The sequence below is a fragment of the Streptomyces sp. NPDC058701 genome (assembly GCF_042715295.1).
Taxonomy (GTDB): domain Bacteria; phylum Actinomycetota; class Actinomycetes; order Streptomycetales; family Streptomycetaceae; genus Streptomyces.
The window spans coordinates 14,745-34,833 of the sequence record NZ_JBHXSY010000017.1 but is presented as its reverse complement, the minus strand read 5'-3'; the positions used below and the strand labels follow the sequence as shown (position 1 = coordinate 34,833).

Here is a 20,089-nt window from a genome sequence, read left to right as displayed (position 1 = left end):
TTTATCCGCCTGGCCGGTCCCCCCCCCGGCGGGGGTTGGGGTGGGGGCCGGGCGGGGGGGGGGGGGGCGGCCCCCCCCCGGGCCCCCCCCCCCACCGCTCCGTCACAGCGCGGCGTCCGCGCGAGGCGCCGGCCCGGCGTCCGTCGGAACGCCCGTGCGCCTGTGCGCCCGTGCGCCGGATGCTCACGCGCCGCGCACCGGCCCGCCGCTCGGCTACGCGCCGCTCGCGTCGAGCATGCCCTCGCGGTCGACGATCTTCACGCGCTCGCGCCCCTGCGGCTCGCCCAGCGCCTTCTCGGCGGCGTCCAGCCGGTACCAGCCCTCCCACGTGGTGTAGCGGACGCTCCGCTCGGCGAGGAAGGACTCGACGGCCTCCGGCTCGGGCGCGGCCGGCGTGAGCAGGCGACCCTCGGCGTGGTCCGCGAGGAGGTTCGCGACGGTCTCGTTCGCGTCGCCCTTCGTGTGGCCGATGAGGCCGATGGGGCCGCGCCGGATCCAGCCGGTGACGTACGTGGACCGCAGGTGGGAGCCCGCCTCCATCACGCGGCCGCCCTCGTCGGGAACGGTGCCGGACTCGACGTCCCAGGGAAGCTTGGGCAGCTCGTCGGACAGGTAGCCGACCGCGCGGTACACGGACTGGACGTCCCAGTCGGTGAACCGGCCGGTGCCCTTGACGTTGCCGGTGCCGTCCAGCTCGGTGCGCTCGGTGCGCAGCCCGACGACCTTGCCGTCCTCGCCGAGGACCTCGGTGGGCGACTCGAAGAAGTGCAGGAAGAGCTTGTGCGGCCGCTCGCCGATGTCGCGGATCGCCCAGTTCTCCAGGGTCTTGGCGACCATGTCGGCCTGCTTGTTCGCGCGGCGCGTGGCGATCGAACCGTCGTCGTAGTCGATGTCCTCGGGGTTGACGATGACCTCGATGTTCGGCGAGTGGTCCAGCTCGCGCAGCTCCATCGGGCTGAACTTGGCCTGGGCCGGGCCGCGGCGGCCGAAGACGTGCACCTCGAGCGCCTTGTTGGCCTGGAGGCCCTCGTAGACGTTCGCCGGGATCTCCGTCGACAGCAGTTCGTCCGCGGTCTTGGCAAGGATGCGCGCGACGTCGAGCGCGACGTTGCCGACGCCGAGCACGGCGACCTTCTCGGCGTCCAGGGGCCAGGTGCGCGGTACGTCCGGGTGCCCGTCGTACCAGGACACGAAGTCGGCGGCGCCGTAGGAACCGTCCAGGTCGACGCCGGGGATGGTCAGCACCCGGTCGGCGGTGGCGCCGGTGGAGAAGACGACGGCGTCGTAGAACGAGTGCAGCTCGTCGAGGCTGATGTCGTTCGGGTAGTCGACGTTGCCGAAGAGGCGGACCTGCGGCTTGTCGAGGACCTGGTGCAGGGCGGTGATGATCCCCTTGATCCGCGGGTGGTCGGGGGCCACGCCGTATCGGATCAGACCGAAGGGGGCGGGCATACGCTCGAAGATGTCGATGGACACACCGGGCTCGACGGCGGCCTCGGACTTCAGCAGCGCATCGGCGGCGTAGATTCCGGCGGGGCCGGCTCCGACGATGGCTACCCGCAGAGGGCGAGGCATGGCAGGGGTTCCCTTCGAGCGACGGCAAGGTCAATCAGGGGAACCCTAAACTAAGGCAATCCTAACTCGGCACCCGGTGTCACTTTATGACCCCATAATCAAATCTTATGACTCCTCCAAGCCCGCCTTGGGTGCCGCGCGCACCGCGCCGCCCGGAGCGGCCCGGACGCCGAACAGGGTCACCCCCGTACCGAACTCGCTGGTCAGCGCGCACGCCACCTGACAGAATGAGACGGCTTGATCACCCCCAGGAGGACATATGGCAGACGGAACAGACACCCCGAAGGACGAGACTCCGGCCGACGAGGCCAAGCGCAAGTTCCGGGAGGCCCTGGAGCGCAACGCCGCGAATGCCCAGTCCCAGCAGTCGCACCAGAGCCGCGCGAAGGTCCAGGGTTCCAGCAGCGGTCCCGGCGGCAAGAACAAGAAGGTCCGCCGCAAGACCGGCTGACCCTCGGACCCGAGGAGCTCAGTCTCGCCGTCGCGGCGGCGGGACCGGGCCACCCCGCCCGGTCCGCCGTTGGGCCACACGGGTGAGTGGGGATAACCCCGGGCACTGAATGCAGTTGATCAGCGCGTCCCGCCGAGGGCAGCTATCACGCAACAGTGCGACAGAAGGAATCCCCCACATGTTCAAGAAGTTCATGGCCACCGCTGCGGTCACCGCCTCCGTCCTGGGCGCGGGCGCCGCAGTTGCCTCCCCGGCGATGGCGATCGGCAACGACAACGGCGTCAACTCCGTCAACGGCAACGGCTCCGCGCAGATCTACGGCAACCAGGAGACCGCGGGCGCGATGAGCCCGCAGCTCGGTGCGATCCAGGGCTCCCTGAACAAGCTCTGCGTCGGCCTCCCGGCCAAGGTCAACGCCCAGTCCCTGGTGGCGATCATCGCCAACATCGGCGTCCAGGACGTCAACGTGCTGGCGAACCCGCAGAACCAGCAGTGCGCCGAGAACTCGACCCAGGCGAAGGGCGACGACTCCGCCTCGCACATCGCCAGCAACATCCCGATCCTCTCGGGCAACGCCTCCGCCGACAGCTGATCCCGGCAGCCGCCCCCGCCTCCACCTGCTGTTCCCTCCACCTCCGCGCCGACGTGTCCCTTTCCGTCGGCGCGGAGGTATGTCCATCACCACACAATCTCCTTGGTCTAGACCTTGACAGGTCCAGACCACTTTATGTTCAGTGGCGGTAGCTGTCGCCCCCACGACAACTCCCCCCACTGAAGGAGAAGTTACGTGATACGTGCGCTTCACCGCCGCGCCCTCTCCCTGGCCGCCGCCGCAGCAGTCACCCTGGGCCTCGCCGTCGCCCTCCCCGCTTCCCCCGCCGCCGCGGCCCCCGCCTGCGCGTCTGCCTGGTCCTCCTCCGCCGTCTACACGACCGGCTTGAGCGCCTCGCACGGGGGCCGCAACTGGCAGGCCAAGTGGTGGACCCAGGGCGAGACGCCCGGCACCACCGGCCAGTGGGGGGTCTGGTCCGACCAGGGCGCCTGCGGTGGCGGCGGAGGCCAGAACCCGGATCCCGACCCCTCGGGATTCGTGGTGTCCCGCGCCCAGTTCGACCAGATGTTCCCGAGCCGGAACCCCTTCTACACGTATGACGGCCTGGTCGCGGCGCTGTCCGCGTACCCCGGCTTCGCCAAGACCGGCGACGACACGGTGAAGCGCCGGGAGGCCGCCGCCTTCCTCGCCAACGTCTCGCACGAGACGGGCGGGCTGGTGCACATCGTCGAGCAGAACACCGCCAACTACCCCCACTACTGCGACGCGACCCAGCCGTACGGCTGTCCGGCCGGCCAGGCCGCCTACTACGGCCGGGGCCCCATCCAGCTGTCGTGGAACTTCAACTACAAGGCCGCCGGTGACGCCCTCGGCATCAACCTGCTCGCCAACCCGTACCTCGTCGAGCGGGACCCGGCCGTGGCGATGAAGACGGCGCTCTGGTACTGGAACACCCAGAACGGCCCGGGCACGATGACGGCCCACGCCGCCATCGTCAACGGCGCGGGCTTCGGCGAGACGATCCGGTCGATCAACGGCGCCCTGGAGTGCAACGGCGGGAACCCCGCCCAGGTCCAGAGCCGCATCTCGAAGTACCAGAGCTTCACCCAGCTCCTGGGAGTGACCCCCGGCAACAACCTCGGCTGCTGATCGCACGCCTCCCGGGCCGGGCCGGGCCGTGACCATCCGGTCCGGTCTGGTCCGGTCCGGTCCGGTCCGGTCCGGGAGGAGCGTCCGCCGCGGCCGACTCGGCCGACGCACACGTGCGGACGGCCGTCGAGCGGCGGCGATCACCGGCCGATCCGCTGCGGACGTGCGGCGGCTACTGGCCCAGGCCTCCGGCGGTCAGGGCCGCCGCCAGTTGGGCCCGTGAGCGGACGTCGAGCTTCTGGTAGATGCGGGTCAGCCGCGCCTCCACCGTCTTGACGCTGAGGAAGAGCTTCGCCGCGGCCTCCTGGTTGCTCGCGCCCCGGCTGACGAGCACGGCCAGCCGGGTCTCGCCCTCCGTCAGGGCCCCGACCGTGTGCGCCGGACCCCCTTCGCAAGCGGCGGGTTCCCGGGCGAGTTCGGCCCAGGGGACGGCGCCCGCGAGGTCGAACACCTCGGCCGCCGCGGCGAGCGCCGCGCGCGCCGGTGCGCGCCGCCTGCGGCGGCGTTCCACCCGGGCGAGGGCGAGCAGCGTACGACCGCGCTCCAGCGGGAGTTCCAGGGTCGCGAACCGCCGGGCGGTGGTCTCCAGGAGGGTGACGGCGCCCTCCGCGTCGCCCTGCGCGGACAGGCACAGCCCCCGGGCCCGGTCGAGGGCGGCGACGACCCCGGTCCGGCCGAGGCCGACGGCGACGGGGCGCACGCAGCCGATCAGGCGGACGGCCTCGTCCGGGGCGTCGGCGGCGACGAGCGCCTCGGCGAGTTCCCCGTGCCAGCGCAGGATCGAGGGGTCCACGACCTGCTGGGCGGCCTCCAGGTCGGCTACCCGGCGCAGCGTGGCCACCGCCTTCGTGGCCTCGCCGGTGGCGAGTTCGACCAGCCCGAGCGCGTGCAGGTTGCGGGAGAGGAAGACCTGGTCGTGTTCCTCCTGGGAGGCCTGGATGCCGCGGCGGGCGTACCCGGCGGCGCGGGCGAAGCCCCCGCCGGCCGCCTCCGCCATCGCGGCGACGTACCAGGCCGGCCCCGGCGACAGGCCCGCCTCGATGGTCAGCTCCAGGGCGCGGCGGGCACGGGCGGAGGCGGCGGCGCAGCGGCCGCTGCGCAGTTCGACCTCGGTGAGGCTGCGGAGCACCTCGAACACGTCCTCCGCCGAGCCGGTGCGCCGCACGGCGGGCAGCAGGACCAACAGCTGGCGGCGGGCGTCGGTGAGCCGGTCGTCGAAGAGGGCGTGGCGGACCGCGAGGTACTGGGGCGCGTTGCGCATCCCCAGGGGCACCTCGGGCGCGGGCAGGGCGAGGGCTTCGGCGAGGATCGCCTCGGCGCCCGGGTCCCCGAGGATGCGGCCCATCCGGGCCCGTACGGTCAAGGCCATGGCCTCGGCCACCTGGTCGCCGCCGAGCGCGGCCAGGGCGCCGGCCGCGGCGGCCGCGTCGCGGGAGCGGACCGGGTCGCCGTCGCTGAGGTTGTGCTTCCAGGCGATCCGCAGCTGGACGGCGGCCCGCAGCGCGGGGTCGCCGGCGGCGTCGTCCATGGCGTGGGCGAACGTCTCCTCCAGGGCGCCGAGGTCCTGCCCGGCGGCGTCGATCACGGCGAGGCGGGCGCGGACCCGGTCGGCGGGCGAAGCGTCGCGGGCCAGGACGGCGCGGGTGGCGCGCCGGGCGAGGTCGGCGCGGCCGGCCCAGCCCGCGTCCTCGGCGGCCGCGACGAGCCGGGCCAGTCCCTCGCCGGCGAGGTGGGTCGGCGTACGTTCCGCCGCCAGCAGGCCCAGTTCGGCGGCGAGGGCCCGCTGCCCGCGGCGGCGGCAGGCCGCGGCGGCCTGGGTGACCTCGGCGGCGAGCCACTGGTCGGGGGTGTCCACGGCCAGCGCGCGGTGGCGTACCGCCTGGACGGGGTCGTCGACGGCCTCGGCCAGGGCGGCGTGCCCGGCGGCCCGTTCGGGCCAGCCCGCGTCGGCGGCGAGCGCGGTGGGCAGGGCGCCGGCGGTGAACTCGACCGTGCCGTCCTCGCCCACCCGTACGAGCGCGGCCCGTTCCGCCTCGGCCAGTTCCGCCTCGGCGTCGGGGCGCCCGGCCCGGCGCAGCAGGGCCGTGGTGGGGCGGGCCGCGAGGGCGGCGAGGAGCAGGGTGCGGCGGGCCGCGGCGGGGGCTTCCGCGAGGAGGCGGCGGGCCACCTCGCGGGCCTGCCCGGAGACGGGCAGGGGGTCGGCGTGGTGGGCGCTCGCGTCGCGGGCCTCGGCGGCTTCGGCGAGGGAGTGGCCGAGGGCGAGGGCGAGGCGCGGGTTGCCGCCGCTGGCCTGGTGGATGCGGCCGGCGAGCCGGGCGGGCAGGCCGTGGCGCAGCAGCAGTTCCGCGACCTCGTCGGCGCCGAGCGGGGGCACCCGGATCGCGGGGGTGCCGGGGCCGCAGAGGGGTTCGCCGACCGGCGCCCCGCCCTGTACGCATTCGGCCACCAGGAGCCGGACCCCCGGCGGGGTCAGGCGCAGCGCGAAGCGGAGCAGGTCGGTGCTCTCCGCGTCGAGCCACTGGGCGTTGTCGAGGACGAGCAGGACGGGGTGGCGGGCGGCGAGCGTACGGAGCACCTCGACGACGGCCAGGCGCAGCGCGACGTGGTCACGGCCGGTGCGGGGGGCGTCGGCCTCTCGGCGCAGCAGGGCGATGGCGGTGCGCTGGGGGCCCGAGAGGCGCTCCAGGCCGGCGCCGGGCACGGAGGCCAGGAGGGCGGCGGCCGAGGCCTCGGGTATCCACTGGTCGGCGGCCTCGGGGGCGAGGCGCAGCACCGTTTCGCGCCGCCCTTCCGCGGCGGCCGCGACGGCGCGCACCACCTCCGTCTTTCCGGCTCCGGCGGGTCCGGTGAGCAGGGCCCGGCCGTGCGTGGTCAGCGCGCGGTCCACCGCCTTGATCAGTTCACCGTGTCCCACGCTCGCCTCAGCGTGCCCCGTAGCCGCCCCCACGCACCGCCACCAGCCTTCCGCGATCCCGCTTCTGTGCCTTTCCTGTGAGACGCGACAATACGAGGTCGGATGCCGGGCTGACCCGGATTGTGACGCAGAAATCAGTCAGTGTGCGGGAAAGCCCTCCCGACCTGCCGATACGCGGTGTATCGGCAGGTCCGGAGGGTCGCCTTGGTCCGTACTATCGGCCCGTCAGCACCGGTTGGGGGGCCGGGTGCCGCGCTGGGCCGGCCGGGGCCTAGAAGGTGAGGTTCCAGGCGTCGATCTTGCCGGTGTCGCCGCTGGCGTTGTCGTTGACGCGGAGTTTCCAGGTGCCGTTGGCGGTTTCGGTGGCGGCGTTGACGGTGTAGGTCTGGTTGATGTTGTCGGCGCTGCCGCCGGTGCGGTTGTGGAGGGTGTAGACGCTGCCGTCGGGGGCGATGAGGTCGATCTTGAGGTCGCCGGTGTAGGTGTGGGCGATGGTGACGCCGGCCTTGAGGGTGGCGGGGGCGTTGCCGGTGATTCCGGTGACCGTGATGGGGCTTTCGGTGGTGGTGTTGTCGTTGATGGGGTAGTCGGCCGTGTTCTGGAAGGCGGGGGTGGTGGGGGTGGTGCTGGTGACGGCGTTGACGGTGGCGGTGGCGTCGGCGAGGCCGGCGCCGCAGCCGCCGGTGCAGGTTCCGGCCAGGGGGCGGGCGTTGTTCTTGATGGCCGCTTCGATCTGGGCGGGCGTCAGGGTCGGCTTGGCGGCGATGAGGAGGGCGGCCAGGCCGGCGACGTGGGGGGCGGCCATGCTGGTGCCCTGGTAGGGCTTGTAGGTCTCGGCGGTGGGAGTGGTGGTGCCGAGGTTGAGGGTGGAGAGGATGCCGTTCTCGGGGGTGGTGACGGTGCCGGGGGTGTCGGTGGCGCGGCGGGTTTCGCCGCCGGGGGCGGCGACGTCGATGATGGCGCCGTAGTTGGAGTAGAAGGAGCGGTCGCCGGTGCGGTTGCTGGCTGCCACGTTGACGACGTTGTTGCAGCTGGCGGGGGAGAATCCGGCGGCGTCGGCGTTGCTGTTGCCGGCGGCGACGACGACGGTGGTGCCGCGGGCGACGGCGGCGTTGATGGCGTTCTGGTAGCTGGTGCCGCAGGCTCCGGAGCCACCGAGGCTCATGTTGATGACCTTGGCGGGCGTGGCGTTGGCGGGGACGCCGGGGACGGTCCCACCAGAGGCCCAGGTGATGGCGTCGACGATGTCGGAGGTCGCGCCGCCGCACTTTCCGAGGACGCGGACGGGCTGGATCTTGGCGCTGTGGGCGATGCCGGCGATGCCCTTGTTGTTTCCGGTGGCGGCGGCGATGGTGCCGGCGACGTGGGTCCCGTGCCAGGAGGAGTCGCTGGCCTTGGCGGTGGGGCCGCATTCCGCTGCGGCGCTCCAGTCGCCCTGGTCGGCGGGGTTGTTGTCGCGGCCGTTGCCGTCGCGGGCGGCGGTGGCGCTGGTGATGAAGTCGTAGCCGGCGACGGTGTTGGCGGCGAGGTCGCCGTGGGCGGTGTGGCCGGTGTCGATGACGGCGACGGTGACGCCGGTTCCGGTGGTCTTGTCCCAGGCGGCGGGGACGTTCATGCCGGCGGTGGGTTCGAAGAGGTCCCACTGCTTGGTGTAGTCGGTGTCGTTGGGGGTGGTGGCGAGGGGGTAGGCGCGGGTGTCGGGTTCGGCGTAGGCGACGTCGGGGTCGGCGCGGAACTGGGCGATGACGTCGGCGGTGTCGGCGGGGGTGGTGGCCTGGCCGAGGCTGACGAGGGCGGCTCCGGTGCCGAGGCGGCGGTCGAACTTCGCCTTCTTGCCGGTTCTGGTGCTCTTGGTGGCGGCGTCGGTGGCGGCGGCGGCGTTGGAACTGGCCTCGCTGGCGGTGGGCTTGTATCCGACGATGAGGTTCTCCACCGGCATCCCGCCCGCACCCGCGGCCGCGGCCGTATCCGCGGCGGGGGCGGGGGTGTCGGCGGCGGTGGCCGCGGCGGTGGCGGTCGCGGTGAGGAGGGTGGCGGAGAGGGCCACGACGGATATGAGCCTGCGTCTGGTTGCGTGCACGGTGTTCCCTTTCACGGGCCGTTTCCGGGCAGGCCGGAGCGGCCGGTCGGTGCATGTGGGAGGTGTTCGGCGGTGGGGGACCGGGGCGGGGCGGTCGGTTCCGTCCCGGTCTCCGCCGTGTGCCGTGTCGTCCCGTCCGCCCGCCCGGGTGGGCGTCGCACGGCGGTCGGGACGTGGCGGTACCGGTTGCTCCCCCTGGTTGGGGGGTGGTCGCGGTTCCACGGCGTGGGGGGTGGGTGGGGGCCGCGGGTTCCAAGAAGGGGGGATCGCCGGTGGGCAGACAGTAGGCAACGCGGAGATGAACCCGATACGGGGAAAACCCTTGTCCGACCCCCACCCAGCCCCACCACCACCCGCGGTGAGAGGTCTCGGCGCAGGTCAGCGGAGCGGCCGGGGGAGGCGTGAGGCGCGCATACCCGGCCCTGCCCCGGCGGAGCCCGTCAGGACGCGGCGAGCCTGCGGAAGTACGTCCAGCTGGTCTCGTTCGGCTCGGTCCACTGCTCCGGCGCGTGGGCGTACTCCGGGTGGTGGGCGGCGATGTACTCCCGCGTCCGCTCGGGCACCTCCGCGTACGCGCCCAGCTTGCGGCCCCGGCAGTGGAAGGCGAGGCCGCCCGGACGCTGCGCCTGCTCCATCCACGGGAGGTACGGGGACATCCGCATCCAGGACATGGTCGCGGGAACGCTCACCGCGTCGGCATCCGGCCCCGCCCCTGCGTCGAGGACGCTCGCGGGCGCGAAGAACTGGAACAGCTCCAAAGCTCGGTAGGTGTCGTCCGCCGAGTTGGCCGGGAACTCCGCGACGGGCAGCGGCGAGGGGTGGGCCAGCGGGATCTCCAGGCTGAAGCAGACCTGGTCGCCGAGGCTGGTCACGGGCATGGGGAACGGCCGCAACCGCTGGTTGGCCGGGTCGTTCCAGACGTGGACCACCGGCTTGTCCTCCCAGGTCTCCAGGATCTCCCGGGACAGCGGGTCCAGGTAGAACGCGGCCTCCCGGGTCAGCAGCCGGTATCCGCCGGTCTCCTCGTCCTCCGTGAGGCGGGCGGCGTTGATCCCCTCGAAGCCGAACACGCGCCGGTAGGGCTCGACCGGCGCCCAGGAGTACACGTCTCCGGTCCACCAGAAGAACACCTCGGCGCCGTCGAGCGAGGCACGGGTACGGACGAAGGCACGCAAAAGCTCGGACGGTGTCATACGCCGTACTCTGCGCGGTCGCGCCCCGGGGCGGCAAGCGGCCGTACGGACAACCGGGCCGCGCGCACGGCCCGTTCCGGGCGGAGGCCCGGCGCGTGCCCCCGGCGATGGCAGCCCGTCCCCGGCAGCGCCTCCCCGGCGGTGGGCTCGCTCGCCAGTTCGGCGAGGGAGGCCGCGCGGCCGAGGCACCGGCGGGACGCGGCCAAGGAGCACTGATCGGCTTGACTGCGGGTCGGGAGGCGGACGGTGCGTGCCGCGTGGCCCGGTTCGAGGGGGGTCAGGGCGTCCCCTCCCCCGGTGCTGAGCACGGAGTGGAAGGTGCTCTGGAGGTACGCGAGGAGGACGGGGGCGGTGGTGGGGCCCCGGCCGCCCGGGCGCCCGTGTTCAGGCGGCGGGCCAGGGCCTCGTAGGTCCGGCCGGTCTCGCGGATGACACGGTGCAAGAGGGGGTTGGCAGGTGACATGCCGGGGTTTCCTTCCTGGCGACGAGGGTGCGCTCGAGAAGGGTTGCTTTTACACATAAACCGCCATCCGGGAGGCGAAGTCGCCGGCCCCGAGCCCGTCGAACGGCCCCCAGGTTGACGCAGGTGGCGCCACCCGCGAACGTGACCGCCATGGGGAACGCGCGCCTACTGCTCACTCTCGTCGTCTGCCTGACCCTGGGCGGAGTGCTCACCGCTGCCGTGCTGGGGGCCTCGCGGGCGGGCGGTCCGCATGCGGGCCCGGCGGCCGGAGGTCCAGCGCCCTCCGACTACGTGGACATCGGCGCGGTCGCGCCGGGATCCGCGCCCCGCGACCTGCCGCCGTCCGGGCCGGACGCCTCGGCCGGATCGGTCGTGGTGGAGTGCGGCCGCAACGAGGAGGGCCACTACAACGAGGACAACCTGGTGGTCTCGCCGGGACTGGTGTCCGGCGCCCATCACACCCACGCGTACGTGGGGAACCTGTCCACGGACGCGACGTCCACCGACGACTCCCTGGCCGCGGCCGCCACGACCTGCCGGGGCGGTGACCGCTCCACGTACTACTGGCCCGTGCTGCGCCGGCTGGACCGGCCGGGTGCGCGCCCGCACGAGGATTCGGCCGGACACGGCAACACGGGCGAGATCGTCGCGGAGGCCTCGGTCCGGGTGGAGTTCCGCGGCAGCCCGGTGAGCAAGGTCGTGCCGATGCCCCGCTTCCTGCGCGGGATGACGGGCGACGCCGTGGCGTTCACGGCGGCGAGCGGTGCCGACGTACGGGCCCGCTGGGGGTGTTCGGGCTCCCCCGACCGCGCCACCACCCGCTACCCGCGCTGCCCTTCCGGCGAGCTGGTGACCCGCACGCTGGTCTTCCCCAGCTGCTGGAACGGCCTGGAGACCGCGAGCGCCGGGCACCGTACGCACCTGTTGTTCCCGGCGGGCGGCGGAGTCTGCCCGCCGGGCACCTTCCCGGTGCCCGAGCTGCGCGTCTCCCTGGCGTACGAGGTCGCCGCGGGCGTGCCCGTCGCCCTCGACTCCTTCCCCGAGCAGCGGCACAGTCCCAGGACGGACCACGCCATGTTCGTGAACGCGATGACCGAGGCGCAGATGGCCGGAGTCGTCGGCTGCCTCAACTCGGGCCGCGCCTGCCGCACCTGAGTGACGCAGGTCACCTGAACCGGGGGCGGCCGTGCAGCGTGTTCCGACCGCACCAGCCAGCGAGGAAGACGGAGAGGGTGAGATGGCCGGACCACTGTGGCCCCGCACTCGGCGGGGCTCGACCGATGAGGCACTGATCAAGTCGGTGTACGAGGAGCACGGCCACGCCCTGCTCGCGTACGCCACCCGGCTGACGGGTGACCGGTCCGCCGCCGAGGACATCGTCCAGGAGACGCTCATCAGGGCCTGGCGGCACTCCGAGGTCCTGGTGAACGGGAAGGGTTCGGTGCGGGGCTGGCTGCTGACGGTGGCCCGCAACATCATCACCGACCGGTACCGCGCCAGGGCCGCGAGGCCGCCCGAGGTCTCCGGGGCCGCCGCCGCTCCCCCGGTGGAGATGGACCACGCGGACGCCGTCGTGGACACCATGACGGTCCTGGGCGCCCTGGACCAGCTCTCCCCGGAACACCGGGACGTACTGACGGAGTTGTACTACCGACAGCTCAGTGTCGCCGAGGCCGCGGACAGCCTGGGCATACCGGCGGGCACCGTCAAGTCGCGTTCGCACTACGCGCTCAAGGCCCTGCGCGAGGTCTTCAGGGACAACAGCGCCAGGGAGCACGGCTCCAGAGAAGGAAATCGATCGGGCAGGCCGCCCCAGCAGCCGGCCGGACTGCGTGAGGTGGTGGCATGAACCGGCAGCGGCACGAGGAGGAACTCCTCGGCCCGTACGTGCTCGGCGTCCTGGACCCCGAGGAGAACCGCCGGGTCGAAGAACACATCAGCGGCTGCGTGCACTGCCGTGAAGAGGTGACCGCGTTGCGCGAAATGGAGGCGGCACTGGGCGAGGTGCCCGACGAGGCGTTCCTGGACGGGCCGCCGCACGGCGGTGATCTGATGCTCCAGCGCACCCTGCGGCAGATGCGCGGGGAACAGGCCGCCGACCGGCGTCGGCGCGCAGGGCTGGCGGGACTGGCCGCGGCGGCTTCGCTGGCCGCGGTGTTCTGGGCGGGCGCCCAGCTCGGCGGCAGTGACTCCGGACCGATCGCGCTGCCCCCGCAGCCGTCTGTGACGGTGTCGTCGTCGCCTTCGGCGCCGGTGGCCGGGACCAGGCTGGGCTCGGCGACCGATCCGGCCTCGGGGGTGCGGATGACCGTACAGATGACGCCCGCGGTGAAGTGGGTGCGCGTGCGCGCCGCGGTCACCGGGGTGCCGCCCGGCGAGCGGTGCCGCCTGATCGTGGTCTCCAAGGACGGCAGGCGCACCACCGCCGGCAGTTGGGTCGTGGGGGGTCAGGAGAAGGGCGAGGGCAAGGGCGCGGCGCTGGACGGTTCGGCGGCCGTGGACCCGGCGGACGTCATGTCCGTCCAGGTCGAGAACGAGTCGGGCCGGACCTTCGTGTCCGTACCGGTGTGACGGTCCCCCGGCCTCCGGGCCGGGGACGTGACAGAGCCCGGGAGCATGTCCAGCTCCCGGGCTCCTGCTTGCCACCCAATTCGCACACCGGCTGCGTTTAAGGGCCGCGGATCATTCTTAGACCGACGTGTTCTGCCTTTGAACTACCGCGCCACGAGGAGAGGCGCAGAGGGGACTTGAACCCCTATCCGTCGATGACCGTCCGCGCCCGGTCGATCCGGTGTTCGGCGGCGAATACTGAGACTGGAGCGAGAATCTGAGATTTACGGGACCGCCTCTGCCAGGCTTGGGCCACCCCGGCGCGTAGTGCCGGGGGAGGGATTCGAACCCCCAACTGTCGTCCCTTTTCAGCTTCAACATCAGTTTCAGCTTGCGCTCTCGCGCACCCCCCGCGCTCGCGGGGGGCGATCATGGGGCTACCCGAACAGGTAGCCGAAGACCGCGTCGCCGACCCGCTGGTCGGTGACCTCGGTGTTGTTGGCCTCCTCGCGGGCGAACTTCACGGCCTGCTGGAGCTTTTCCACGCGGTCGAGCAGCTCGTTGACCCGGCGGGCCGGGAGTGCTCCGGAGAACTTCACGGTCGTCCAGTAGCCGACCGGAACGTCCTCGTAGTAGACCTCGACCTGCGCCGGGTGCTTGTCGGTCGCCTCGGCCTTGACGTGGTTGCGCGGCACCTTCTTGGTACGGATGGTGCGCACCGGCTCCGTCTTCCAGGAGTCGGTGGACGGGTCCAGGTTCCAGGACTCGGACGCGTCGAGCACCGGCAGCTTCCGTACGAAGGTGTGCAGGTCGGTGAGCTGCTTCTCCAGGAAGAGCAGGTAGGGGACGGGCACCTGCGGGAGCAGGACGTTCCCGTCGACGACCACGTCCGCGGCGGCCGTGCGGTTCGCCCAGTCCTTGGTGGCCGTCACGTCGAACAGGCGCGTCAGCGTCCCCGCCGTCGCGCGCAGTGCGTCCTCCGCCTTGACCTGCACCCGTGTGGACTCGGGCGGCAGCTGCTCGCCCTCCTCGTCCTTGGGCTGGTAGGTGCGGGAGATCCCGGCCAGCAGGGCGGGCTTCTGGACGTCGTGGTGAGCCTGGGTCAGCTCCTGGAGGGACTTGGACTTGACGCCCTTTTCCACTGCGATTATCTGATTCAGCTTCGGCACGTGGTCAACCTAGCAGTCCTCCGCGGCGGGCCTCATCTGCTTTTCCCTCCGCCTTTTCGTCCGCCCGCGGCGACGAACGGGGAGGGGAGCAGGACGGCGAGTGGAGCGGCCGCGGCTGCGATCCTGTGTCGTGTCATGACACCGGATCGCGGCGCGCGGACCGGACCGGTCGGATGCTCGGGGAGCGCGTCTCCCGTCAGACCACGGGTGTGGTGAGGCGCACCGGAAGGTCGAAGAGGTCGTTCTGGGTGAGGATCGGCTTGTTGCGGAGCTCCTCGGGGGCGACGGCGAGGGCCAGGTCCGGGAAACGTGCGTACAGGGCCGGCAGGGCGACCAGCGCCTCCAGGCGGGAGAGGGCCGCGCCGGGGCAGACGTGCGGACCGTGACCGAAGGAGATGTGGCGGTTGGGGGTGCGGGTGACGTCGAAGTCCCCCGCGTTCGCGCCGTGCTGCTCCTCGTCGCGCCCGATGGCGCCGAAGGAGACGATGAGCCCCTCGCCCTTGGGCAGCACGCGGTCCCCGACCTCGACGTCCTCGGCGGCGAACCGGATCAGCACGTGCGAGGTGGGAGTGGACCAGCGCAGGGTCTCCTCGATGACGTTCTCCCACGGGACCTCGCCCTTGAGGACCAGGGCACGCTGCTCGGGGTGGCTCTGGAGGGCGACGACGGCGTTGACGATCAGGCTGATCGTCGTCTCGTGGCCGGCCGCGACCATCAGCTGGAGGGTGTTGGTGATCTCCTCGGTGCTGAGGTGATCGCCGTCCTCGGACGCGGCGATCAGGGCACTGGTGAGGTCGTCGCCCGGGTTCTCCCGCTTGGACTCCACGATCCGGGAGAACAGCGCGCCGAGATCCGCCATCATCTGCGGCACCTCCTCCGGGAGGGTCTGTGTGGAGAAGAACTTCTCGAACAGTGCCTTCAGCCGAGGGTGTTCGACCTCGTCCACGCCCATGAGCCGGCTGATGACGTTCATCGGCAGCGGGTACGCGAAGTGCAGCTTGAGGTCGACCGTCTCGCCGGGCGGCAGGGCGTCCAGCGCGTCGAGCATCTCCGTCGTCAGTTCCTCGATCCCCGCCCGCAGCTTCTCCACCCGGCGGACGGTGAGAGCCTGCGCGACCAGGGTGCGCAGCCGGCGGTGCTCGTCGCCGTCCACGGTCAGCATGGAGCGGCCGGGATTGACGAGGCCGATCAGGGGCCAGTCCACGGGTATCTCGCCGCGCTGCCAGGCGCCCCACGCGTTGATGTCCTTGACCACTCTGGAGTCGGTCAGGAGTCTCCTCGCCTCCGCGTGCCGGGTGACGGCGTACACGCCCACCCCGCCGGGCAGGACGACCGGTACGAGCGGGCCCGCGGCGCGCAGCGCCGCGCTCTCCGCGTCGAGGTCGGCGACGAAGGGGTCGAGGGTGATGGCGGCGGGGCCGGAGTGGTCGATCGGGCACGTCATCGGGTGGCTCCAAGGGCGGGGGTAGGGGTGTAGGTGACGGGCAGTTCGGTCAGTCCGCGCAGCCAGGGCGAGGGCCGGCGGGCCAGCGCGGAGGCCGGCACGGCGAGGTCCACGTCGGGCAGCCGGTCGAGGAGGACCTCGATGCCGGTGCGGGCGATGACCTCGGCGACCTCCTGGGCGGGGAAGGGGCAGCGGTGCTCGCCGTGCCCGAAGGAGAAGAAGGCGTTGTTGCCGCCGGTGAGGGCGCCCGCGTCGGTGCGCACGTGCGGGTCGGAGTTGGCCGCGGCAAGTCCCAGCAGGACGAGGTCGCCGCGGGCGATGCGTCGGCCGCCGAGGTTGGTGTCGCGCGAGGTCCAGCGGCCCGCCACGTTCTGCGTGGGGGTGTCCTCCCACAGCACCTCGTTCATGGCCTCGCCGACGCTGTGCCGGCCGCCCGAGAGTGAGGCCGCGAAGCGGTCGTCGACGAGCATCAGGCGCAGCGAGTTCCCGATCCAGTCGGCGGTGGGCTGGTGGCCCGCGGCCATCATGACCATCAGGTCCTGGGCGATCTCGTCCACGGTGAAGCCGGCCGTGTTCGCGAGCATCCGGGAGGCGACGTCGTGGGCGGGCTGCGCCTGCTTGGCGGCGAGCAGTCCGTACATGGACTCACCGAGGTGGCGCTGGCCGTCCAGTGCGCCCTCCCGCCCGTTGATCATGTCGTTCATGGCGGTCACGAGGCCGGGGCCCTGGGCGTCGGAGAAGCCGTAGATCCGGGCGAGGACCCGCAGCGGCAGGAGCATCGCGTACTCGCCGACGATGTCGCACGCGCCCTTGCCGCACAGGGTGTCGATCAGTTCGTCGGCGAACCGCTCCGCGTGGCCCTTGAGTTCGAAGGGGTCCACCGATTCGAGGGCGTCGGAGATGACGGCGGCCCGCTCGCGGTGGCGTTCGCCGACGGTGTAGAGGATGGAGGGCTGCTTGCGGCCGATCATCGGGAGCAGCGGCCAGTCGGCGGGGATGCGGTCCCACTGGTTCCACAGGTCGGAGTCGCGGGAGAAGAGCACCGGGTCGCTGGTGACCTGGTGCAGTTCCCGGTAGCCGAGGACGAGCCAGGCCGGTATGTCTCCGTCGAGGACGACCGGGGCGACGGCGCCGTGGTCGCGGCGCATCTCCCGGTAGAGCTCGACGGGGTCGGTCTGGAACCGGGGGCCGCCGAGGGGGACGGCCTGCGGGTCGTGGGCGGCGGGGCAGGTCACGGGGTGGGCTCCGGGGTCTTCGGCTGGTTGGTCAGAACGGCCGTCTGGAGGTGCTGTACGAGCGAGATCAGGACGTGCTTGCCGGACTCGCGGGAGCGGGCGTCGCAGAAGATCAGCGGGACCTCGCCGGGCAGGTCGAGGGCGGCCCGGATCTCGTCCGCCGTGTGGGCGGGCCCGCCGAAGTCGTTGCAGGCCACGACGAAGGGGGTGCCGTGGTGTTCGAGCCGGTCGATGGCGTACCAGGAGTCGGCGAGTCGGCGCGTGTCGACGAGGACGACGGCGCCGAGGGTGCCGGAGAAGAGCCGGTCCCACAGGAACCAGAACCGTTCCTGGCCGGGTGCGCCGAACAGGTAGAGCACGTTGCGCGCGTCGAGGGTGATGCGGCCGAAGTCGAACGCCACGGTGGTGGCGGTCTTGGCGGCGATCCCGTCGGTGTCGTCGACGGCCTCTCCCGCCTTGGTCATGGTCTCTTCGGTGTTCAGCGGGCGGATCTCGCTGACCGAGCGGACCAAGGTGGTCTTGCCGACGCCGAAGCCGCCGACGATGACGATCTTCAGACCGTTGTCGGCGGTGCTCTGCAGGGTCTGGCGGGTTTCGCGCTGATCAGAGATTGCGGAGTCCAACGAGCACCTGCTCCAGGATGTCGGGGTCGGGAAGGCGGTACGCCGAACGCGGGTGCCGGGCGCTGATCTTGCCGGTGCCGAGGAGGTCGGCGAGGAGGATGCGCACGATCGACACCGGCAGCCCCAGCTCGGCCGCGATCTCCACCAGAGCCGTCGGGAACTGGCTCATGCGCAGGATCGCGGCGTGCTCGGACTGCATCCCGGGGGTCGGGTCGCATTCGGCGACGACCAGGGTGACCAGGTCGAAGGCGTCGGACCCGGCGCGGCTGCGGCCTCCGGTGAGGGTGTAGAGCCGGTCCGGGGAGTCGTCCCGGCCCGGCCTGCTCGTGCTCCTGCTCATCCCCGGGGCCGGGCGATGAGGTGCTCGCCGAGCTGCTCGACCAGTTCGGACATGTTGTGGCCGACGAGTCCGGCGTCGGCGTCCTCGTCGGCGACCAGTGCGAGGTGCGCACCCTCGCCCGCCTCGACGATGAAGAGGATGCCGCCGTAGAACTCGGCCATGGCGGAGCGGACTCCGCCCGTCCCGTCGCCGAACTCGATGGACGCGCCGTGCGAGAGGCTCTGGATGCCGGCGGCGATCGCGGCGAGCTGGTCGGCCTGGTCGACGGAGAGCTCCGGCGTGCGGCACAGCTTGAGGCCGTCTCGGGAGAGCACGAGGCCGTGGCGGGCGCCGGGGGTCCGCTCGAGGAGCCCTTCCAGGAGCCAGTTGAGCGTCTCGTCGGTGGTGGAGCCGGTCATTCCGTGTTGCCTTCCGGGTGCGTGGGGTTCGGGGACGGCGCGGGCGCCACGGACGGTTCGGGCGCCGCCGGGTGCTCGGGGGCCGCAGGGGGTTCGGGAGCGGCAGCGGGTTCGGGAGCGGCAGCGGGTTCGGCCGCCGCGCCGGCGCCGCGTACCGCCTGGCGGAAGCTGCCGAAGCGGGCGGCCGACCGGGAGGCGCCCGAGGGCGCACCGGCCGCCGTGCCGCTCGTACGGGCCGCCGTGCCGGCGGCGTCGGGGCCCTCGGGGTGGGCGGCGGCCAGGGTGCGGCCGCGCCTGCGCTGGGGCAGGCCGTTGTCGCCGGCCTGCGGGGCCTCGCCGGAGGAGCCGGCGGGTGCGCCGTCCTGGGCCCCCCGGGTACGGGCCCCCGCGCGCTCCGCGGTGGCGGGCTCGGCGGGGGTCTCGTGCACGGCCTCGGGCTCCGCCGCCGGGGCGCCGGCGGGCAGGGCGGCCGGGACCGTCCGGCCGGCGGGCAGGGCGGCGGCGCGGACGGCGTCGGCCTCGGGGGCGCTCTCGGCGTCGGTCGGGGTACGGCTGATCAGCTCCTGCGGCAGCATCATCAGCGCGCCGGTACCGCCGCGCGCCGAGGGCCGGAAGGAGACCGTCAGCCCGTGCTTGCGGGCCAGGCGGCCCACCACGGCGAGGCCGAGGCGGGTCCCGGAGAGCCCGGCGAGGTCCAGCGACTCGGCGGTCACGGCCTGCTCGGCGCGGCGCAGCTGGACCTCGCTCATGACCAGGCCGCTGTCCTCGACGGTGATGATGATCCCGGCCGGGACCTCCTCCACGTAGACGTGGACCTCGGCGGTCGGCGGGGAGAAGTTCGCGGCGTTGTCGAGCAGTTCGGCGAGGGCGTGCATGACGCCCTCGGCGGCGTGCCCGGCGACGGCGGCGTCACTGGTGGAGTGCAGCCGCACCCGCTGGTAGCCGCCGATGCGGCCCATGGCGCCGCGCAGGATGGACTCCATGACGATCGGCTTCGCCCAGCGGCGGCCCGAACGGGCTCCGGTGAGCACGGCGATGGAGTCGGCCAGGCGGCTCGCCTGCGCGGTGCGGTGGTCGAGGTGGAGCAGGTCGCCGAGGACGTCCTCGTCGGCGTGCCGGTGCTCCATGTCGCGGAGGTCGGCGAGCATGCCGGTGGCGAGGGCCTGCATCCGGCCGGCCGCGTTGGCGGCGGCCGCCATGGCGGCCGCCCGGCCGGACTCGGCGCGGCGCAGCTCGTTGCCGAGCCGTTCGCGGGAGGCGCTCTGGGCGGCGGTCAGCCGGTCCAGCTCGGTGGCGTGGGCGGCGACCAGGCCGTCCACCTGCGCCGCGTGGGCGCTTATCAGCCCCTCGAGTTCGGCCGCGTGCGCGCCGGCGAGGCGGCCGCGTTCGGCGTGGTGGTGGGCGGCGTCGCGCGAGGTGTCCGCGGTGAGCCGGGCTATGTACGCGTCGCGGGAGGTGATTTCACCGGTCAGACCGGACACCTTGCCGCGCAGCACCCGGGCGGTGCGCGCCGACCAGGTCACGGCGAAGGCCGCGATGGCGAGGAGCAGTACGCCGGATCCGGAGAACCAGGCGAGGGGCACGCGGACGGCCGACGGGGCCGCGGCCACCGCCGCCGTGGAGAGCGCTCCGCCTGCCGCTGCGGTGATCAGCAGGGCGAGCGCGGAGGGGCGAAGGGGGGAGGGCGGCGCCGTCATCAATCAAAGCCTCATACCGGGCGTAAATGGAGGAGAGGGTTCCTGTGAGTAACGAGAGCCAACTATAGGTGAGTTATTGATCGTTTCGGAAAGTTCCTGGCGGGTTTTACTCTGCGTAGTGGGTCGTTTGGGTGACTTGTCGCCACTTTGGCGCTATTTACGGAGGGGCCCGGTACTGACGCCGCACCGCCGGAAGGTGACGCCGCCTCAGGCCTCCGCGCCAGATCCCCTACGGCGCGGCCGGGCGGCCGGGGG

Annotated in this window: 17 protein-coding genes; 6 read left to right on the top strand and 11 right to left on the bottom strand. The window is 72.7% G+C overall.

From position 1 onward, the window contains the following. Positions 1-213 precede the first annotated feature (213 nt). Entirely contained in the window at positions 214-1,575 is a 1,362-nt protein-coding gene (locus ACFWW8_RS19770) for an FAD-dependent oxidoreductase (RefSeq protein ID WP_386530258.1), read from the bottom strand. A gap of 259 nt (positions 1,576-1,834) precedes the next feature. Here ACFWW8_RS19770 and ACFWW8_RS19765 point away from each other — a divergent pair, with 259 nt between their 5' ends. The 3 genes from ACFWW8_RS19765 to ACFWW8_RS19755 all read left to right on the top strand — a co-directional run bounded on the left by ACFWW8_RS19765 (position 1,835) and on the right by ACFWW8_RS19755 (position 3,728). Further along, the gene (locus ACFWW8_RS19765; protein WP_386530257.1) at positions 1,835-2,026 is read left to right on the top strand and encodes a DUF5302 domain-containing protein; all 192 of its coding nucleotides are present in this window, start codon (positions 1,835-1,837) and stop codon (positions 2,024-2,026) included. 178 nt (positions 2,027-2,204) lie between these two features. After that, positions 2,205-2,618 (top strand): rodlin, encoded by a 414-nt coding sequence (locus tag ACFWW8_RS19760; protein WP_386530256.1) that lies wholly within the window; start codon positions 2,205-2,207, stop codon positions 2,616-2,618. Positions 2,619-2,813: 195 nt separating this feature from the next. Then, positions 2,814-3,728 carry a glycoside hydrolase family 19 protein gene (locus ACFWW8_RS19755; RefSeq protein WP_386530255.1) on the top strand — a complete coding sequence of 305 codons (915 nt, stop codon included), beginning with the start codon at positions 2,814-2,816 and terminating at the stop codon, positions 3,726-3,728. A gap of 172 nt (positions 3,729-3,900) precedes the next feature. On the opposite strand, the gene ACFWW8_RS19750 is transcribed toward ACFWW8_RS19755, so the two are convergent. The 3 genes from ACFWW8_RS19750 to ACFWW8_RS19740 all read right to left on the bottom strand — a co-directional run bounded on the left by ACFWW8_RS19750 (position 3,901) and on the right by ACFWW8_RS19740 (position 9,915). Next, the gene (locus ACFWW8_RS19750) at positions 3,901-6,642 is read right to left on the bottom strand and encodes an AAA family ATPase (protein ID WP_386530254.1); all 2,742 of its coding nucleotides are present in this window, start codon (positions 6,640-6,642) and stop codon (positions 3,901-3,903) included. A gap of 271 nt (positions 6,643-6,913) precedes the next feature. After that, complete coding sequence (locus ACFWW8_RS19745) at positions 6,914-8,581, bottom strand: S8 family serine peptidase (protein ID WP_386530361.1); 1,668 nt, start codon at positions 8,579-8,581, stop codon at positions 6,914-6,916. Positions 8,582-9,162: 581 nt separating this feature from the next. Further along, the gene (locus tag ACFWW8_RS19740) at positions 9,163-9,915 is read right to left on the bottom strand and encodes a DUF1838 family protein (RefSeq protein ID WP_386530253.1); all 753 of its coding nucleotides are present in this window, start codon (positions 9,913-9,915) and stop codon (positions 9,163-9,165) included. Between the two features lie 613 nt (positions 9,916-10,528). On the opposite strand from ACFWW8_RS19740, the gene ACFWW8_RS19735 reads away from it, so the two are divergent. The 3 genes from ACFWW8_RS19735 (at position 10,529) to ACFWW8_RS19725 (ending at position 12,949) form a co-directional block, all read left to right on the top strand. Continuing rightward, a complete protein-coding gene (locus tag ACFWW8_RS19735; RefSeq protein ID WP_386530252.1) occupies positions 10,529-11,533 on the top strand; it encodes a DUF1996 domain-containing protein in 1,005 nt (334 codons plus the stop codon). An 82-nt stretch (positions 11,534-11,615) separates the two neighbouring features. Next, positions 11,616-12,227 (top strand): sigma-70 family RNA polymerase sigma factor, encoded by a 612-nt coding sequence (locus tag ACFWW8_RS19730; RefSeq protein WP_386530251.1) that lies wholly within the window; start codon positions 11,616-11,618, stop codon positions 12,225-12,227. Further along, on the top strand, positions 12,224-12,949 hold the full coding sequence (locus ACFWW8_RS19725; RefSeq protein ID WP_386530250.1) for an anti-sigma factor family protein: 726 nt from the start codon (positions 12,224-12,226) through the stop codon (positions 12,947-12,949). The genes ACFWW8_RS19730 and ACFWW8_RS19725 overlap by 4 nt, the downstream gene beginning before the upstream one ends. 416 nt (positions 12,950-13,365) lie before the next feature. Here the strand turns inward: ACFWW8_RS19725 and ACFWW8_RS19720 are convergent, their stop codons facing one another. The 7 genes from ACFWW8_RS19720 to ACFWW8_RS19690 form a co-directional block, all read right to left on the bottom strand. After that, positions 13,366-14,097, bottom strand: a complete 732-nt coding sequence (locus ACFWW8_RS19720; RefSeq protein ID WP_386530249.1) for a hypothetical protein — start codon at positions 14,095-14,097, stop codon at positions 13,366-13,368. Between the two features lie 196 nt (positions 14,098-14,293). Next, positions 14,294-15,541, bottom strand: coding sequence for a cytochrome P450 (locus ACFWW8_RS19715; protein ID WP_386530248.1), 1,248 nt, complete (start codon positions 15,539-15,541; stop codon positions 14,294-14,296). Beyond that, the gene (locus ACFWW8_RS19710; RefSeq protein ID WP_386530247.1) at positions 15,538-16,776 is read right to left on the bottom strand and encodes a cytochrome P450; all 1,239 of its coding nucleotides are present in this window, start codon (positions 16,774-16,776) and stop codon (positions 15,538-15,540) included. Before ACFWW8_RS19710 ends, ACFWW8_RS19715 begins: the two co-directional genes overlap by 4 nt. Continuing rightward, positions 16,773-17,399, bottom strand: coding sequence for an ATP/GTP-binding protein (locus tag ACFWW8_RS19705; RefSeq protein ID WP_386530246.1), 627 nt, complete (start codon positions 17,397-17,399; stop codon positions 16,773-16,775). The genes ACFWW8_RS19710 and ACFWW8_RS19705 overlap by 4 nt, the downstream gene beginning before the upstream one ends. Beyond that, positions 17,380-17,739 carry a DUF742 domain-containing protein gene (locus ACFWW8_RS19700; RefSeq protein ID WP_386530245.1) on the bottom strand — a complete coding sequence of 120 codons (360 nt, stop codon included), beginning with the start codon at positions 17,737-17,739 and terminating at the stop codon, positions 17,380-17,382. Before ACFWW8_RS19700 ends, ACFWW8_RS19705 begins: the two co-directional genes overlap by 20 nt. Next, a complete protein-coding gene (locus ACFWW8_RS19695; protein ID WP_356654479.1) occupies positions 17,736-18,137 on the bottom strand; it encodes a roadblock/LC7 domain-containing protein in 402 nt (133 codons plus the stop codon). The genes ACFWW8_RS19700 and ACFWW8_RS19695 overlap by 4 nt, the downstream gene beginning before the upstream one ends. Beyond that, entirely contained in the window at positions 18,134-19,834 is a 1,701-nt protein-coding gene (locus ACFWW8_RS19690) for an ATP-binding protein (RefSeq protein ID WP_386530244.1), read from the bottom strand. Before ACFWW8_RS19690 ends, ACFWW8_RS19695 begins: the two co-directional genes overlap by 4 nt. Between the last annotated feature and the right edge of the window lie 255 nt (positions 19,835-20,089).